Origin of the sequence: Flavihumibacter stibioxidans (genome assembly GCF_014332695.1) — a bacterium.
GTDB lineage: Bacteria > Bacteroidota > Bacteroidia > Chitinophagales > Chitinophagaceae > Flavihumibacter > Flavihumibacter stibioxidans.
In genome coordinates, this window is record NZ_MBUA01000001.1 from 451,658 (window position 1) to 468,642 (window position 16,985).

Annotated in this window: 12 protein-coding genes, 1 other RNA gene and 1 pseudogene; 7 read left to right on the top strand and 7 right to left on the bottom strand. The window is 49.2% G+C overall.

Annotated features, from left to right (window positions below; all coding sequences use genetic code 11):
* Positions 1-133: 133 nt before the first annotated feature.
* Positions 134-523 (top strand): annotated as a pseudogene (gene arfB, locus BC349_RS01895) (alternative ribosome rescue aminoacyl-tRNA hydrolase ArfB); the annotation flags it as partial.
* 56 nt (positions 524-579) lie between these two features.
* Positions 580-1,680: a DNA alkylation repair protein gene (locus BC349_RS01900; RefSeq protein WP_187255059.1), complete on the top strand. Its 1,101-nt coding sequence runs from the start codon at positions 580-582 to the stop codon at positions 1,678-1,680.
* Here BC349_RS01900 and rnpB read toward each other — a convergent pair.
* From rnpB to BC349_RS01935, 7 genes are all read right to left on the bottom strand, one after another.
* An RNA gene (gene rnpB / locus BC349_RS01905) (RNase P RNA component class A) lies at positions 1,681-2,093 on the bottom strand.
* 11 nt (positions 2,094-2,104) lie between these two features.
* Positions 2,105-3,133, bottom strand: coding sequence for a Smr/MutS family protein (locus BC349_RS01910; protein ID WP_187255060.1), 1,029 nt, complete (start codon positions 3,131-3,133; stop codon positions 2,105-2,107).
* 41 nt (positions 3,134-3,174) lie between these two features.
* The gene (locus BC349_RS01915; protein WP_187255061.1) at positions 3,175-4,851 is read right to left on the bottom strand and encodes an amino acid permease; all 1,677 of its coding nucleotides are present in this window, start codon (positions 4,849-4,851) and stop codon (positions 3,175-3,177) included.
* 69 nt (positions 4,852-4,920) lie between these two features.
* Complete coding sequence (locus tag BC349_RS01920; RefSeq protein ID WP_187255062.1) at positions 4,921-5,886, bottom strand: polyprenyl synthetase family protein; 966 nt, start codon at positions 5,884-5,886, stop codon at positions 4,921-4,923.
* A 34-nt stretch (positions 5,887-5,920) separates the two neighbouring features.
* Positions 5,921-7,540, bottom strand: a complete 1,620-nt coding sequence (locus BC349_RS01925; protein WP_187255063.1) for a serine hydrolase domain-containing protein — start codon at positions 7,538-7,540, stop codon at positions 5,921-5,923.
* Positions 7,541-7,668: 128 nt separating this feature from the next.
* Positions 7,669-10,227: a carboxylesterase family protein gene (locus BC349_RS01930; RefSeq protein WP_187255064.1), complete on the bottom strand. Its 2,559-nt coding sequence runs from the start codon at positions 10,225-10,227 to the stop codon at positions 7,669-7,671.
* 57 nt (positions 10,228-10,284) lie between these two features.
* Positions 10,285-11,211: a hydroxypyruvate isomerase family protein gene (locus BC349_RS01935; protein WP_187255065.1), complete on the bottom strand. Its 927-nt coding sequence runs from the start codon at positions 11,209-11,211 to the stop codon at positions 10,285-10,287.
* Between the two features lie 147 nt (positions 11,212-11,358).
* On the opposite strand from BC349_RS01935, the gene BC349_RS01940 reads away from it, so the two are divergent.
* From BC349_RS01940 to BC349_RS01960, 5 genes are all read left to right on the top strand, one after another.
* Positions 11,359-12,282: an FAD:protein FMN transferase gene (locus BC349_RS01940; protein WP_187255066.1), complete on the top strand. Its 924-nt coding sequence runs from the start codon at positions 11,359-11,361 to the stop codon at positions 12,280-12,282.
* 47 nt (positions 12,283-12,329) lie between these two features.
* Positions 12,330-13,292: a formylglycine-generating enzyme family protein gene (locus tag BC349_RS01945; RefSeq protein ID WP_343063582.1), complete on the top strand. Its 963-nt coding sequence runs from the start codon at positions 12,330-12,332 to the stop codon at positions 13,290-13,292.
* 66 nt (positions 13,293-13,358) lie between these two features.
* A complete protein-coding gene (locus tag BC349_RS01950) occupies positions 13,359-14,696 on the top strand; it encodes a Gfo/Idh/MocA family protein (RefSeq protein WP_187255067.1) in 1,338 nt (445 codons plus the stop codon).
* 91 nt (positions 14,697-14,787) lie between these two features.
* A complete protein-coding gene (locus tag BC349_RS01955) occupies positions 14,788-15,297 on the top strand; it encodes a GNAT family N-acetyltransferase (RefSeq protein WP_187255068.1) in 510 nt (169 codons plus the stop codon).
* Between the two features lie 50 nt (positions 15,298-15,347).
* Positions 15,348-16,967: an amidase gene (locus BC349_RS01960; RefSeq protein ID WP_187255069.1), complete on the top strand. Its 1,620-nt coding sequence runs from the start codon at positions 15,348-15,350 to the stop codon at positions 16,965-16,967.
* The last annotated feature ends 18 nt before the right edge of the window (positions 16,968-16,985 follow it).

Below are 16,985 nucleotides of genomic sequence, written 5' to 3' on the forward strand. Positions count from 1 at the left end.
GACATCAGTAAAAATGTCCCTTTCCAACAAAGATGTCAGACACTACATGTCAGACACCTGATAAACAATTAATTTTACAACACATGTCAGACACCACATGTCAGACACCTATAACATGCAACCTGATATCACCAATGAAATAGAATTCCAGACTGCACGCAGCGGAGGCAAAGGGGGACAGAACGTAAATAAAGTGGAGACCATGGTCCAGGGAAGATGGAATCCCATGAAATCCAACTTTTTCAGTCCCGAACAAAAAGAACTGCTGGCACTGAAACTGGCCAACCGACTGACCTCCAGTGGCGAACTCATTGTAAAATCCCAGGCAGAACGGACGCAGTCCGGCAACAAAGCCCTGGTGATCAAAAAAATCAACGAGCTGGTAACTGCAGCCCTCACTAAAAAGAAATCCCGTATCGCAACCAGGCCTTCCAAAGCTGCAAAGGAAAAAAGGATCGAACACAAGAAACAACATGCGGATAAAAAACAATCCAGGCAAAAACTGCGTCGAGGAGATTTTTAACATCTGGAGAACCCTCCTGACATAGGGCTGTCATCCACCCCCACTATATTCGCTTCATGGCTACACTACTGAAAGACCTTTATTCGCCCTTTTTCTACCAGCACCTGGCCACAGTCCTGGAAACTACGGTCCCAGGTTTTGATAAAAAACAGTACATCCGGCTGGTGTTTGACCAGGGCTGGGAAGAGAAGGAACTAAAAGCCCGGATGCGGCATACAGCCACCACCCTGCACCGTTTCATGCCAGCCAATTTTAGCGAAGCAGCACCTATATTTGAAACCATCGTCCGTGCCATCGCATTATCCCCAATATCGAAAGCCAGCCTGGAATGCATGTTCCTGGCGGATTATATCGAACAGTATGGGCTTGCTTATTTTGACGAGTCGGTCCGTGCCATGGAACTGACCACCGGTTTATCCAGCTGCGAATTTGCCATCAGGCCTTTTATCCTGCAATACGGGGAGCGGATGATGGTACAAATGAAACTTTGGTCCCTGCACCGCGATCACCATGTGAGAAGACTTGCTTCCGAAGGCTGCAGGCCCCGGCTTCCATGGGCTATTGCATTATCACCCTTCAAGAAGAATCCTGCGCCCATTCTTCCCATCCTGGAAAACCTGAAAACCGATCCATCGGAATATGTGCGCCGCAGCGTTGCCAATAACCTGAATGATATCGCCAAAGACAACCCCGAAATAATTTTGGCAATTGCCAGAAAATGGAAAGGACTTTGTAAGGAAACTGATGCCATTATCAAACACGGTTGCCGCAGCTTACTCAAACAGGGCCATCCTGAAATACTGGATTATTATGGTTTAAAATCACATCAGTTACAACTGCAAAACCTCCGGATCCATACGCCAAAAGTCAATGCCGGGGAAGATCTAAGCTTCTCTTTCACCCTGGTAAACCAATCCGGGAAAACTACGGTCATCAGACTCGAATACGCCATTTATTTCCTTAGGCAGAATGGCAGCCATTCAAAAAAAGTCTTCAAGATCAGCGAAAAGCAGGTCGCCGCCGGAGATAAAGTGACCATTCACCGCAAACAAAGTTTCCGTCCCATCACCACGCGGAAATATTATCCCGGCAGGCACCGTGTATCAGTTATTATGAACGGAAAGGAGTTTGATGCCCTGCCCTTTGAATTGAAATAAAAAATCTTCTCTCCTGTAAGCCGGATTCTGTTTCACCCGCTGCGGCGGAAATCCCGCCGCAGCGGGTGACCGCTATCATTTATCTGGCCGTACCATTACTGGCACGATCTATCTGCCTACCCTCCGGCGTTGACTCCTTGCGGAATCATCGGGCGAGCCGCCCTCAGCCACCGGTTTACATGGCATTTCAGCATACAAGGTTTACCCGCATTGCCCATTACTGAACAACACCGTAGGCTCTTACCCTACATTTTCACCCTCACCCCCAAAGCTGAAGCTTTGAAGGCAGTTATTTTCTGTGGCACTGTCTGTGAACGGTTGCCCGCCCCCCGGCCGTTAGCCGGTGTATTGCCCTGCGCTGTCCGGACTTTCCTCGACGGGCCAAAGCCCGCCGCGATAGCGCGGAGAGAAGAATGCAAAGATACTAATACTGAAAGTAAATTTCGGTAGCTCCATACCCGTAACTGGGATGGTACTGATTCACAAAATATTTCACGGGTTTGCGATGCCGCAGGATATCATGGATCTCATCCCGCAGGCGGCCGCTGCCAAGACCATGAATAACTGTCAGCATGGGCTGGTAATGCGCCAGCGCCAGCTCGTAATACTTCTCGAACTGATCTACCTGGAACTGAAGAATCTCAGCGTTGCTCATACTTTTCCATCCATCGGTCAGCTTTTCGATATGCAGGTCAACCACGGTCCTCGCCGGCGGCAGGTGCTGTTTCGCCTTTGATGCTTCATACATTTTAAATCCAGCTGCAGCCAGTTTGCCCAGTTCCATTTTTTCTTCCTCCACCTTTAATGGATAATCCTTGAACAACTGGTAAGAGAAAGTAGGTTCACCTTTTTCCTGTATCTCCTGGATCTTCTGGAAAATCTGTTTGGGTTTCAGTTTCAGGCTGGCCTCAAAATAGGGGGCTTTATGTTTATCAGGTGTGAGCAGGCTGAATTCAAAATGGTAAGACGGACTGTCGTTAAGATTTGAAAACGGAATATCGTGGAGGTAAAAATCCTGATGACCCATCACCTGGTTCTTTAGTTCAAAATCTGCCTGACCGAAGTACTTCAGGTCGTAGGTGAAAGCATATCCTTCGTCATTCTGGTTATGCAGATGGATCTTTAACAGGGTAACCACATCATCGCCGAAATCGTCCTGTTCAAATTTCGGGATAAAGGTAATCCATACCCCGTTGGCTTCCCTTTTTGGCATCTGCCGGATCTTTTCTTTGGGAACCTGATCTATAAAGGTTTTGGGGGCAGGCTTTTTTTCAGGTACCAGTTTTTGTTTGGAAAACTGCTTGAAATAAGGGAAATCCAGCTGGTCATTGTATGCCGGGAATTTAACACCCCGAACATCCACCATAACCATTTTGTCATTGATAATATCCACCACCTCCGCATCCTCATTGGTGATGCGAATCACTACTTTGTCACCGACTTCAAATTTCATGCGGCAAAGATACAACGATGTGCCATTCCTTAGCCCCTTTACTACTCATTAGCCAGGTTACTTTTCCTGTATCCGTACAGGAAATAAATGGCCAGTCCCAGTCCCATCCAAACAAAAAACACCAGCCAGCTTTTGGCGGGGATCTCGATCATCAGGTACATGCAGCAAAGCATGCCAAGAACCGGAATCAATGAGTAATTGCGCAGAAAGGAAAATATTCCGATCAGCCAGGCAGATACCATGAAAACGAGGAACAGGACTTCCTGGTAGCCTTCATTGCCCAGGTTGCTGAACGCCTCGCTGATACGTACGCGGAAAAGAAAGGTAGCCAGTATCACCAGGACAGGCACAATGAATTTCGCATTTACATAAGGCAGATTGAATTTTCCCGGCTTATTAGCCATCCTGGGCAACACAAGTACACCACCACAGACAAGCACAAACGCAAACAGGGTTCCGATACTGGTCAGGTCAGTCATCAGTTTATCATCCGCTATCAAAACAGGGATTCCCACTACCAAACCGGTGATGATGGTAGCAAACCAGGGGGTTTGATATTTGGAGTGGATCTTAGAAAATGATTTAGGCATCAGGCCATCACGGCTCATACTCATCCAGATCCGGGGCTGGCCGATCTGGAATACGAGCATTACGCTGGTAGCAGCTACTACTGCACTGAGTGAAATAAAAGTTCCGACTTTCTGCATATTGATCTTGTCAAATACAAATGCCAGCGGATCGGTAACCCCTTCAAACTCTTTGTAGTTCACCATTCCGGTGATCACAAGGGTTGTCACCACGTATATCACCGTACATATAATAAGTGAATTGATCATGCCACGGGGCATATCACGCTGCGGATTGGCACATTCTTCCGCGGTGGTAGAGATCGCGTCAAAACCAATATAGGCAAAGAATACAGCAGACACCCCCTTTAGCACCCCTTCCATCCCTTTGGGTAAAAAGGGGGTCCAGTTCCCTGTCAGGTCATCCGTAAAAATGATATAGATTCCAATCACCGCGATGAACAACAGTACCACGATTTTCAGGCCCACCATAAAGTTGGCCGTGTTCTTACTCTCCTTGATTCCGATATAGGCCAGCAGCGTTACCAGCACCACAATCACGAACGCGGGGATGTTTACAATAAAAGGAATTCCCATGAATTTTGGTGCTGTGGCGTAGAGCAATGCATCTGTCGGTTGTCCGTTAGCGATAGCATCAGTATAAACATGTTTCGCTGTCTGGTAACCGGTAGTAAGGTATTCGGGCAGGTTTATATGAAATATGTTCTGCAGGATATTATTGAAATAGGAACTCCAGCTGATGGCCACCACGATGTTCCCTATGCTGTATTCCAAAATCAGTGCCCAGCCAAGGATCCAGGCAATCAGTTCGCCGAAGGTTACATAAGAATAAGTATAGGCACTGCCGGACACGGGCACACGCGAAGCAAATTCAGCATAACAGAGTGCGGTGAACCCACACGTGATGGCGGTAATGATAAAGAGAAATATTACACCCGGACCGCCATTGAATGCTGCTGAACCGATGGTGGAAAATATCCCTGCCCCGATCACAGCAGCCACACCCATCAGGGTAAGGTCACGCACGTTCAGCACTTTTTTCATTCCGCCGCCATGACCTTCAGAAAGCCCCTGTTCATGATCACTTATAATCTTGTCAATAGATTTTTTTCTGAATAAAGAATTCAACATGCAGTTCGTTTAGGTCGCCAATATAGGTAATAATTATTGTACAAAAAGCCGTTAAAGGGGGCAAATTGCCTAGTAATCGCGCTGTACAAGGAAGTTCGCCAGGCTGCGAAGGGGCTCTTTGCGCTTACTCAGTACTGCTATATCATCCAGATGCTGGAAGGCCGCAGACAGGTATTGGTCCTTTAATGTCTTCGCCCATTCATCCACCCCGCAAGCCCGGAAAATAGCCAGCACTTTTTCCACCTTATCGGGATGATTGCTTTGCAGGAGTGCGTCCAGTTCAGCTTTCAGTGCGGGGTCTGCAGATTCAAGCGCCTTTATGAGCAGGAATGTTTTTTTATTGGCCATTATATCACCACCTACCTGTTTGCCAAATTTATCAGGATCACCAAAAGCATCCAGGTAATCGTCCTGCACCTGGAATGCGATGCCCAGGTTGCGGCCGAATTCGTAAATATGATGCAGGTTGCCCTCTCCCGCCCCGCCAAGAATAGCGCCCAGTTTAAGGCTGGCGGCCAGCAACACGGAGGTTTTGAGCTCAATCATTTTGATATAGGCGTCCAGCGAAACGGTTTCTGATTTTTCAAAATTCATGTCCAATTGCTGCCCTTCACATACTTCCCTTGCAGTGCGGTTGAACAACTGGATGATCCGGTGAAAATGTTCGGAACGCACTTTGTTGAGGTAGTCATAAGCAACCACCAGCATCACATCGCCCGCCAGCAGAGCCGTAGGTTCTCCGTATCTGGAATGTACGGTGGCCATGCCCCTTCGAAGCGGAGCCTTGTCCATAATATCGTCATGGATGAGGGTGAAATTATGGAATAATTCGATCGCAGTTGCCACCTGCCAGGTATCCGGCAAGATCTCATCAAAGAGCTCATTTCCCATCAGGCAACAAACAGGACGGACCCTTTTACCTCCAAGTCCCAGGAAATAATCCGCGGGCTGGTAAAGGCTGGCGGGCTGGTCCGGAAAATGAGACTTCTGGAAAAACGCTGCAAAATCTTTCGACAAGGATTCAAAGGAATGCATATGGTTGTTATATCGAAAGGCTAAAATAGGGCATTTAAAGTTTCCTGAACAAGATCCGCCTGGCCCTACCCACCGACAGGTGAAATCCCGTCACCTGTTTTTTGCTATTGCGGATGAACCGGATATGTCCACCCGGTACTTCAAACCCATCCCGGTAGGAAGGCCGGAGATTATCCAGGGTTGTCGGCAACTGCTCCCATTGAATACCATTGGCGCCATGCCTGATGCGAATGGTGGCATTGGCTTCCTCACTGGTAAATGTTCCGGTAAATCCGGTAAGGTATTCTTTGTTCACCACGGGTGCAACTGCCGCTTCAAACAGCACGGTATCGCCCGTTTCCTCCTGGTCTACCACAAAATAGTCCACCCTCCCCTGGTGGTTCCTGAACTGCAGGTGATAACCCTGCATGCCAAACCTTCCCCCGCCTAAATATTCAAGTGCTTTGCCGGATGGCAATACCAGTACGCTGTCTTTCTGCGCAATTAATATGCCTTCATCGGAACGGGTATTCCTGTACCAGCCGGCAAGGGGCTTTAATTTGACCGGATCAGATTTGGCCGAATGGATTATGGAATTTTCTGTTGGCGGTGCAGGGAAAAACAGTGCTGCGATCTTTTGCGCCAGGTCCACGGGCGAAGTTCCGCTGGAATTGGACAGGAGGGCGATGGAAAGTCCCTGAGCCGGATAGTAATCCAGATTGGCCCGGTAACCCGCGGTGGCACCGCTGTGGGTAACCAGGTCCTGCCCGTTGAAAGTTCCGATGCGGAGACCGGCGGCATAGGCCATCTCACGCCCGTTATTATACCTTCCCCTTTCCAATTGCTTCTGTAATAACTGCTGACCTCCTAACTTACCCGCATGTATATACGCCGTCCAGTTTACCAGGTCAGCCGGAGTGGTAAGCAGTCCGCCATTTCCATGTGCATCTTCAAAGGGCATGAGGGTTTTAAAACCGGTCATGGTTGGCTGATACGCCATGGCCCTGCGAGGTACCACCTGCCGGTAATCATGGCGCCAGAGGGTATGATGCATGCCGGCTGGTTCAAAAAGATGTTTCCGGCAGAATTCCTGGAATGACGTACCGCTGACTCTTTCGACGATGATGGCCATCAGGTTATAGTTGCTGTTGCTGTAGATATATTCCGCACCAGGCACATTGTTCAGGGTTTTCTGACGGCTCATGATCTGCAGCGCATGTGCATTGGTGTGAGCTCGGGTGGAACGGGGCCAGCCCTCAACTTCCGCCACTGCTCCCCAGTCGCGCAGCCCGCTCAAATGATGAATGAGGTGATAGATTCGGACGGGGTGGCCGTAGTCGGGCATCTCCGGCACGAACTTACGGATATCATCCTGCTGTGAAAGTTTGCCCTGTTGTTCCAGCAACAGGATGGCCGCCGCCGTGAACTGTTTCGATACCGAACCCGCTTCAAAGATCGTGGCCGTATCATTGTGTACAGCATGTTCCAAATCAGCCATCCCCACAGCATTGGCATAAACCAGTTGCCCATTCCGGCTGATAGCTATTGATACGCCCGGCATGTTTTTTCCGGACCAGGGATTCAGGATTTTGTCAATTGCCCTGGCAGTATCTGCAAATGGTTGCTGAGCCTGGAGTGCCAGCGGAAAACAAAGTACAAACAGGAATTTTCGCATACCTGAAACTACTAAATTTACCCTCCCCCAATATTTCCCTTGAAAAAAAGAAATCTTCCCAGGCTGTATTTGTCAAATGGTTTGGGCCTTATTGGATACGCTTCACCAGGCGGGTGGTTTTATTACCCCTATTCCTGTACCGCCATTTGATCATCCGCCAGTTTCCATTCATGGTCGAAAAAGCCTGTCAATTTCAATGCAGCAGCCCCTTTGTGAAGGATGTCAAACCCGAAGAGCATGAAATCGGGAAACCCGCTGGCTCCCGCAAAATACTGGTTGGCTGTTGCTGCCTGCATTCCCTTTATTCCGGTGCCGGTGATCACTGCTACAGAGGCTTTATCGGACCCTTTGATCGGCCATACAAAATATGCCGCCAGGTCATCGCCTTTCCAGGTGCGACCGCCGGCCGAAACCTGGTTCCTTTCAACCTGGATGGGGCAGTCCGACAGCAGTGCAGACCAGGCAACATTATTGGATTTGTTCCCGAAAAGGATTACTCCCCTGTCCTTGTACAGCTCAGTTGAATATTCTTTGTCGGTAATGATGTCCACCGCGCCATTGCCCCGGTAATACCAGGTCTCGGCATCATAAATAGCTTTGTTTCTGTTCCATTCATTCTCCTCCCTGGTACCATTAGTTCCCACTACAAACACCATGCGATGATTAAAGGCATCTTTCAGGGTACCGTAACGATGTGGTCCTTTCTGCCAGGCAGCCGGACGGGAAGCAGATCTCCACCCGGTGGCGGTCTTTTCCAGCACAAGGCGCCCGCCCTGGTTGGCAACAGTGTGTCTGATGACAATTCCGCTGTCGAGTTGCACTGTCCACAAGGATCCCGAAGGAAAATCAGCCAGGTCAAGTTCCAGCACCCTGGCATTCTGCGTACTGCCGGTAATGGTGCGATTCTGCAAATCCCTGCTCAACTGCACCCTGCTGTATTCCAGTGAACGGCTTTGCTGCAGGATGGTAACCCAGCGTGAGGTAGCGGATATGCCCGGATTGGCGGTGGTGAAATCTATGGCATGCACTGTGCTGTCGGGCAGGCGGCGGTGCCATTTGAAAAAATCAAACAAGGGGCCCCAATCCACACTGTGATCGCCAAACCAGTGACTTCCGCCCGGATACTCGTAATAACTGAGGTCGGTATGAAAATCACCCAGGATACCACGCATCTGACGGGCATATCTAACCGAAACGGTGCGGTCGTCATCACCATGAAAAATATAAACTCCGTGGTGTTTGTAATTCGAAGCCAGTTGGATTACATCACTCTGGTTTCCCGAGCGAAGTAATAACTGCTCCTGGGGATTGCCGCTACTGTCGGGTATCAATCCATCCGCGGAACCATATCCCTTTAAAGTGGGATAACCGGCACAGGGAGCAATGGCTGCCCATCGATCGGGGTAAGTGGCTCCCAGGAACCAGGTGCCGTGGCCGCCCATCGAGTGGCCGGTCAGGTAAATCTTTTGCGGATCCGGCTGGAAGCGTTTTCTGGCAATATCCAATACTTCCAGGGCATCCAGCCTTCCCCAGTCTTCCCAGTTGAATCCCCTGGGACGACGGTTGGTAGCGGCCACCAGCGTGCCCCAATCCTTGGAACGGTAAGCCCGGGCCTGACCGATGGCTTCCACACCGGCGCCATGAACGGAAAGGAACAATGCATTACCGACAGCAGGCTTATTCCCGGCTGGAAGTTGCGGCCTTACGGCATAATACTGCAGGCTGCCGTCTATTTCACTGGTGAAAGTGCTGCTGTAAGCATCTTCGGTACCTACAGCCTCCAGCCGGATCTCCCTTTCATCCAGCAATAGTTTACCTATACTCAATTGAAGCCGGCAGGCATGGATTCCCTTTTCCCGGATCTCTGAACTGTTGAAACGGAAGATTACTTTTCGTGTAGTCATCGCCGGTATATCAGGCAGCGCGCTGCTTTCAACCTGCCCGCCCAGGCTTGATTGCAGGGTCAGTCCCTTCAGCATGCTGTTTCCTGCATTCATGATTACCACGGCGCCCTCCTGGATGCCCTGCTGCCGGCCCGGCACAATATGCGGCAGGGTCGGGTCATCGCCCTGGATCATCACCGGTTTGGAGGGAAAGAGGAGCCTGGCTTCCGCCGAGGATCCACGCAGGTAAAATTCGTTCACCCCTTTTTTCAGTGCTATCGGCAGGTTGAGGAAACCCATGTTATACGGATCCCCTGCATGCAGTACCCCATTCACAAAAACACTGCTGTTGCCTTTAACAGAGAGTATGGCTGTTTGCGCTTTGGGCGACGTATAAGATAAATATATGGTTCTGTTGCCCCAACTGAGTCCGCCGCGGATGGCACCGGCGCGTACACCCGGACCGGCGGGCGCGCCGCTTAAAGCCCTTCCCACCCTGGGTCTCAGGCGGAAATTGCTGTCAATATCCATCTGCTCCCAAATGATCGGTTGTCCGTCTCTGGTAGCACCTGCCTTCCCTCCCGCTTTCGGTGCAGGAAGTTCTCCGGTGAACAGGCGGTATGCCAGTTCATCAGTATACACGGCCTCTCTTCCATACCTCGAAGGCAGGTCGGCGATGAGTCCGGTTTTAAAGATATATTCCTCCCGCACCTGGCTGAAAGCTGGTTGGGCCGGCTGGCTTTGCGCATTCAGAAATGGAACTGAAATGATCAGCACCAGGAAAAAAAACCTTGCTCTATGCATTAGTATCGTTTGAAGTTCTTTTCACCCGTCGGGTGGCACCCGACGGGTGAAAAGAAATCACAGGAAATTATCGGCGTCGCGGTAGGCTTTGATCAGGGCCAGTTCGCCTTCCTTACCCGCTCCGGCATTACCGTGTTCCATGCCCAGGATGCCCTTGTATCCTTTTGCATGAATATGTTTAAAGATATTCCGGTAGTTCATTTCACCGGTACCGGGTTCATTGCGGCCCGGATTGTCACCGATCTGGAAATAGGGAGTCTCCGCCCAGGTTTTGTCAATATTGGCCATGATATTCCCCTCGTTGCGTTGCATGTGGTACATGTCGAACAAAAACTTGCAGGCCGGACTGTTCACTGCCTGGCAGATCATAAAGGTCTGGTCGGTATGCCGCAGGAACAGGTCAGGGTTATCACTCAGGGCTTCCAGCACCATGACCAACCCATGGGGGGCCAGGATATCGGAGGCCCTGCGCAATGCATTGATCACATTGGTGGTCTGGAAATCATGCGACAAACTTCGGTCATAATTGCCCGGCACCACGGTCATCCACCTGGCACCGCAACGTTTGGCCACTTCAATGGCCTCGCGGCAATCCTTTTCCATCCTGTCAATAAATTCTTTCCTTCCACTCGCCAGCGAGGTCTTCCAATGCCAGTTGTCGGAAGTGATCACAAACACTCCCATCCGCATACCCAGCTTCGCCAGTGTTTCCCCGATTTTCTTCTGCTGTTCCACAGAACGGCCCATCATGCCATTGTCTTCAATGGAACGGAAACCCATACTGTGGGCGAACTTGATCTGTTCAATAAAGTCCGGTCCCGCATGATTCTTAAACATCCCATCATGAATGGCATAGTCAAGGTTAAATGGTTTTTCAGACAATACACCTGTATCAGTTTTTGCAGTTCTGGCAATGGCAGCAGCCGATGTTAAAAATGCGCCTCCGGCCAGGAGGGATTGTTGAAGAAATGACCTTCTTTGCATGACAAATCAATTTGAAGCTTAAATTTACCGGAATCTCATTCAAATTATTCAATCTTGTACCGGAAGTTAATTTTCATCATCTTTTGGCTAATTTCTATTAATAACAGTTACGCGCAACCGAAAAGATATTCTTTTACGGAACCCAAAATGGGAGCGCCGTTCACCATTGTGCTGTATGCTGCCGACAGCAGTACAGCAGCATCCGTTTCGGAAGATTGTTTCCACCTGGTCGACTCACTGGTACTCATCTTCAGCGACTATATTGACAGCAGCGAATTGAACAGGCTCTGTGCTGCCGCTGGAAAGAACAATCCACCTTTCCCGGTTTCCCCCGCCCTTTTCGACATTTTAAAGATCTCCGCCAGGGCATACAATTTAAGTAATGGAAGTTTTGATATCACACTTGGACCCTTGTCAAGGCTTTGGCGCAGGGCGAGAAAGGAAAACTCCTGGCCCCCGGCCGACACCGTAAAAGCAACTCTTGCCCTCACAGGTTTTCACAAGGTTCAGCTGGATACTGTCACAAGGATGGTTATTCTCACCCAACCCGGTATGCAACTGGACCTGGGCGGTATTGCGCAGGGATATATCGCCCAGAAAGTGACAGAACGGATCAGGTTATATGGTATTGGGAATGCGCTGGTAAACGTGAGCGGCGATATTGTCACAATCGGCGCCCCGCCCGGAAAAGAAGGTTGGACTGTAGCCATCAACGCTCCCCGCAGTGAGGAAGAATTCCTGCCGCAGAACCTTCTTATAACCAACAAAGCCGTTACCACTTCCGGTGATATTTACCAGTATATATTGCATAACGGGAAAAAATACTCGCATGTCATTAACCCCAAAACCGGCTATGGCATTACCTCACAGCGGAATGTGACTGTTATAGCGAACGATGGCACCACTGCAGACTGGCTGACCAAGGCCATCAGCCTGATGCCACTGAGGCAGGCACGCAGGCTTGCCAAACAATTAAATGCCGAATTTCTCATTGCCGAAATGAAACGTGGTGAACTGGTCTACCACAGTTCCGAAAGTTTTAACAACTTTTGGAAATCGATTGCGCAATAGCTGATTAAATTTTATGCTTTATATTACCGGCCGCAAAAGCAAAACTCGTGAAACCATTACTTTTTACCGTTCCGATTGTACTTCTGAGTATTACAGCCACCGTTAAAGGTCAATCTGACAATTTTAAAGCCTATAAACAGAAATTACCTGGTTCAAAAATCGAATTCAACATGGTACCCATCCCCGGCGGCACCTTTAAAATGGGTAGTCCGGCTACTGAAAAACACCGCAGTTCCGATGAAGGGCCACAACGTACCGTAAAAATTTCTCCCTTCTGGATGGCATCCTTTGAAGCGAGCCGCGATGCATTTGATGTTTTCTGGAAAGACGAATCTACCAGCCAGAACTCTGACGTAGATGCCATTACCCGCCCCAGCGCCCAGTATATTGATCTCACCTGGGGCATGGGTAAGGAAGGAGGTTTCCCGGTTAACAGTATGTCGCAGCGTGCAGCCGTGATGTATTGCCGCTGGCTGTACCAGAAAACAGGAATTTTCTTTCGCCTGCCTACAGAAGCTGAATGGGAATACGCATGCCGCGCAGGCAGCACTTCCACTTATTATTTCGGAAACAATGAAAAAGACCTTGGACAATATGGTTGGTTCAGCACCAACAGCGCAAACAAATACCATAAAAGCGGCCTGAAAAAGCCCAATGCCTGGGGGCTCTACGACATGCTGGGCAACGTAAGCGAATGGACCCTGGACCACTATACTGAAAATGCCTATTCGAAAATTCCGGTCAATGCGGTTGATCCGAAAACTGCGGTAAATCCTGCCCGTTATCCAAAGGTATTGAAAGGTGGCGGATATGATAGTGAAGCTTCTGAGCTTCGCCCTGCCAACCGCATCAAATCCGAGCCTTCCTGGAACAAGCGTGATCCCCAGGTTCCGAAAAGTAAATGGTGGCTGACAGACGGCGCTTCCGTAGGATTCAGGGTGGTTCGACCGCTGAAACAACCGAGTCCCGCAGAGGCAAATGCCTTCTTCAGGGAAATTTTGGGCAATTAATGGTTAATAATCAATCATAATACCTCCGTCAATTCCAGTAAATTAGTGCACTTCAAAAACTTCAGTATGAGCAAGATTGCTACCGAAAAAAATTTATCATCCCGCCGCGAGTTTGTAAAGAACTCTTCACTGATCGCAGGCGGACTGGTCGCTGCGCCTTTGATATCCAACGCCAATTTCTTTTCCGGATCGGAACAGGTAATCAAGGTTGCCCTGGTTGGTTGTGGTGGCCGGGGAACGGGCGCTGCCATCCAGGCACTCCTTTCAAAACAAAAAGTGAAGCTGGTGGCCATGGCCGATGCTTTCCGCGATAACCTCGATAATTGTTACAAAGCCCTGCTTTCTGATGATGCCTCTGATAACGGCAGTCTGAAAGAGAGCATCGATGTTCCTGAGGAAAGAAAGTTCTCCGGATTCGACGCCTACCAGAAAGCAATTCCCTTCGCTGATGTGGTGATCCTTGCCACTCCTCCCGGTTTCAGGCCCATTCATTTTGAAGAAGCCATCAAACAGGGTAAGCATGTGTTCATGGAAAAACCTGTAGCGGTGGATGCTGCCGGCGTGCAGAAAGTACTGGCAACTGCTGCGGTTGCCAAACAGAAAAAGCTGAACGTGGTGGTTGGATTGCAGCGCCATTACCAGAACTCCTATCTTGAATTATTCAAGCGCAGGGACCTGATCGGCGATATCACTTCCGCCCAGGCCTGGTGGAACAACGATGGAGTCTGGGTCCGCGAACGTAAGCCGGGACAAACAGAAATGGAATACCAGATGCGTAACTGGTATTATTTCAACTGGCTCTGCGGCGATCATATCAATGAACAGCATATTCACAATATTGATGTAGTGAACTGGTTTAAGGGATCCTACCCGGTGAAAGCCCAGGGTATGGGAGGAAGGCAGGTCCGCAAAGGCAAAGACCATGGCGAGATATACGACCATCATTACGTTGAATTCACATATGCCGACGGCTCCATACTGAACAGCCAGTGCCGCCATATTCCTGGTACCATGAGCCGGGTCGATGAACTGCTGATCGGAACAAAAGGAAAGATCCATTGCGGAGCTGCAAGGATCACAGACAGCAAGGGCACAAGCCTTTACCAGTTCGACAGGAAGACAGAGAACAACCCTTACCAGACCGAACATGATGAATTGTTCGCAGCCATTGCGAAAGGTCAATATAAATTCAGTGATGCTGAGAATGGTGCGAAAAGTACCATGACGGCAGTTCTTGGGAGGATGGCCACTTACAGCGGACAGGTGATTGAGTGGGATAAGGCCATCAACAGTGGAATGGATATTATGCCCAGGACATTTGCATGGGACGCGGCACCGCCGATTGTACCGGATGCCGACGGTAATTATCCGATTGCTATTCCCGGTAAGACCAAATTCATTTGATGAAATGAAATAACTCAGATGAGCCCTGCAGTAATACTGCGGGGCTTTTTAATTTTGAGTAACTTTTGCCCCAATTTAAAATTCAAGGGGCATGACTGTTTTAAAAACTGAAAGACTGAGTTTGTCAGAACTGACCGGAGAAGAAGCCGGATTCGTTTTCCGCCTGATGAATTCCAAGGGATGGCTTCAATACATAGGTGACAGGGGCATCCGGACCATCGAAGACGCCAGGCAGTATATCCTGAATAACACCATGAAAAGTTATACGGAACACGGATATGGCATGTACCTGGTAAGGACAGAACAGGATCAGGTTCCCATTGGTATGTGTGGCCTGGTCAGGCGGAATTTCCTGGAATATACCGACATCGGATTTGCTTTCCTCCCGGAGTATAACGGCAAAGGATATGCGTTTGAATCTGCATCTGCTGTTTTACAATATGCACGCGAATCGCTCGGCATGAAAAAAATCATTGCCATTGTCAATCACGACAACCAACCTTCTATCCGCCTGATTGAAAAACTGGGTATGCAATTTGAAAAAACTGTTCCTTTTCCAGGTGAGGACACACAGATTTTTCAGTTTTCAACAGCTGACTGAATTTCATTACATTCATTCATACACACATAAGAAATTAAACCCGCACCATCATGAACAGGAGAAATTTTTTACGCAATGGTTCCCTTGCAGGACTTTCCTTAACTGCGATTTCAATAGTAGCTTGCAAAAGCGAAAATCCCGCCGAAGAAAAAGCCAAATCTGCCACGGGAGATGATTTCAGCCTGAATGAAACAACTATCGATGAGTTGCAGCAAAAGATGCAATCCGGCGCATTGAGTTCCCAATCCATTACCCGGTTATACCTGGACCGCATCAAAGATATTGACCAGTCTGGTCCGTCACTGAACTCCGTCATAGAAGTTAATCCCGACGCCCTCACCATCGCCGCAGCCATGGACGAAGAAAGAAAAAACGGGAAGCTGCGCGGCCCGATGCATGGCATCCCTGTACTGATAAAGGACAATATTGATACTGCAGATAAAATGCAGACAACTGCCGGAGCCCTTTCACTTGCAGGAAATATCGCAACTAAGGATGCATTTATAGTTCGAAAACTTCGTGAAGCCGGTGCAGTCATCCTTGGTAAAACCAACCTGTCTGAATGGGCCAATTTCAGGTCCTCAGCATCCTGTTCGGGCTGGAGCAGCCGGGGTAGCCAGACAAAAAGTCCCTACCTGCTGACACATAACCCCTGTGGTTCCAGTTCGGGTTCAGGTGTGGCCACTGCTGCCAATCTTTGTGTGGTGGCTGTTGGAACCGAAACCGACGGGTCAGTGGTTTGTCCTTCTGCCACCTGCGCCCTGGTGGGAATCAAACCCACTGTCGGACTGATCAGCCGTTCGGGTATCATCCCCATATCACATACACAGGATACTGCCGGCCCTATGGCCAGGACCGTACGGGATGCTGCCATACTGCTGGGCGCTCTTACTGGCATTGACACAGAAGATGCCATTACCAAAAACAGTGAAGGAAAATCATCCACGGACTATACCAGGTGGCTGGATGCAAATGCACTGAAAGGCAAAAGGATCGGTTTTGAAAAAAAGCCGCAGGGAGATAACCATCACCTGCATGCGCTGCTGGCAAAAACAAAGGAACTGCTGAAACAACAGGGTGCGGAGATCATCGAGATCGAATACCTGCATAAGATTGATGATCTCGGCAAACATGAATACAATGTTCTCAAGTATGAATTCAAGGATGGCGTGAATAAATACCTGGCCAAAGCCAATGCCAAAGTAAAATCACTGAAGGAAGTAATTGAGTTCAATAAGACTAATGAGGACAAGGCTATGCCTTATTTCAAACAGGATACCCTGGAAGCCTGTGAAAAACTTGGCGGACTTGACAGCAAGGAATACATTGAAGCCCTGGAAGCCAGTCACAGCGGATCTAAAAAGATCCTGGATGAAGTAATAAAAACAAACCGGCTGGATGCCATCAGCGGCATCACCATGGGACCTTCCTGCAGCATCGACCTGTGGTATGGAGACCGCTGGGGAAATGTATTTCTGACCACGCCTGCGGCCATATCGGGATACCCCCATATCACTGTACCTGCCGGAACAGTATATGACCTTCCGGTGGGCATATCCTTTTATGGCAGCCCCTATTCTGAACCAACCCTCATCGGCATTGGCTATGCCTTTGAACAGGCCGCCAAAGCAAGGATAAAGCCAGCCTTCAAACCCGTTTTTGAAGCATAATAATTAAATCAGCAGCAT

Excerpts from the sequence above, each read along its gene's own strand:
- BC349_RS01900 (WP_187255059.1), top strand. The coding sequence starts at position 580 with ATGGCTACACTACTGAAAGACCTTTATTCGCCCTTTTTCTACCAGCAC.
- BC349_RS01910 (WP_187255060.1), bottom strand. The coding sequence starts at position 3,133 with ATGAAATTTGAAGTCGGTGACAAAGTAGTGATTCGCATCACCAATGAG.
- BC349_RS01915 (WP_187255061.1), bottom strand. The coding sequence starts at position 4,851 with ATGTTGAATTCTTTATTCAGAAAAAAATCTATTGACAAGATTATAAGT.
- BC349_RS01920 (WP_187255062.1), bottom strand. The coding sequence starts at position 5,886 with ATGCATTCCTTTGAATCCTTGTCGAAAGATTTTGCAGCGTTTTTCCAG.
- BC349_RS01925 (WP_187255063.1), bottom strand. The coding sequence starts at position 7,540 with ATGCGAAAATTCCTGTTTGTACTTTGTTTTCCGCTGGCACTCCAGGCT.
- BC349_RS01930 (WP_187255064.1), bottom strand. The coding sequence starts at position 10,227 with ATGCATAGAGCAAGGTTTTTTTTCCTGGTGCTGATCATTTCAGTTCCA.
- BC349_RS01935 (WP_187255065.1), bottom strand. The coding sequence starts at position 11,211 with ATGCAAAGAAGGTCATTTCTTCAACAATCCCTCCTGGCCGGAGGCGCA.
- BC349_RS01940 (WP_187255066.1), top strand. The coding sequence starts at position 11,359 with ATGGGAGCGCCGTTCACCATTGTGCTGTATGCTGCCGACAGCAGTACA.
- BC349_RS01950 (WP_187255067.1), top strand. The coding sequence starts at position 13,359 with ATGAGCAAGATTGCTACCGAAAAAAATTTATCATCCCGCCGCGAGTTT.
- BC349_RS01955 (WP_187255068.1), top strand. The coding sequence starts at position 14,788 with ATGACTGTTTTAAAAACTGAAAGACTGAGTTTGTCAGAACTGACCGGA.
- BC349_RS01960 (WP_187255069.1), top strand. The coding sequence starts at position 15,348 with ATGAACAGGAGAAATTTTTTACGCAATGGTTCCCTTGCAGGACTTTCC.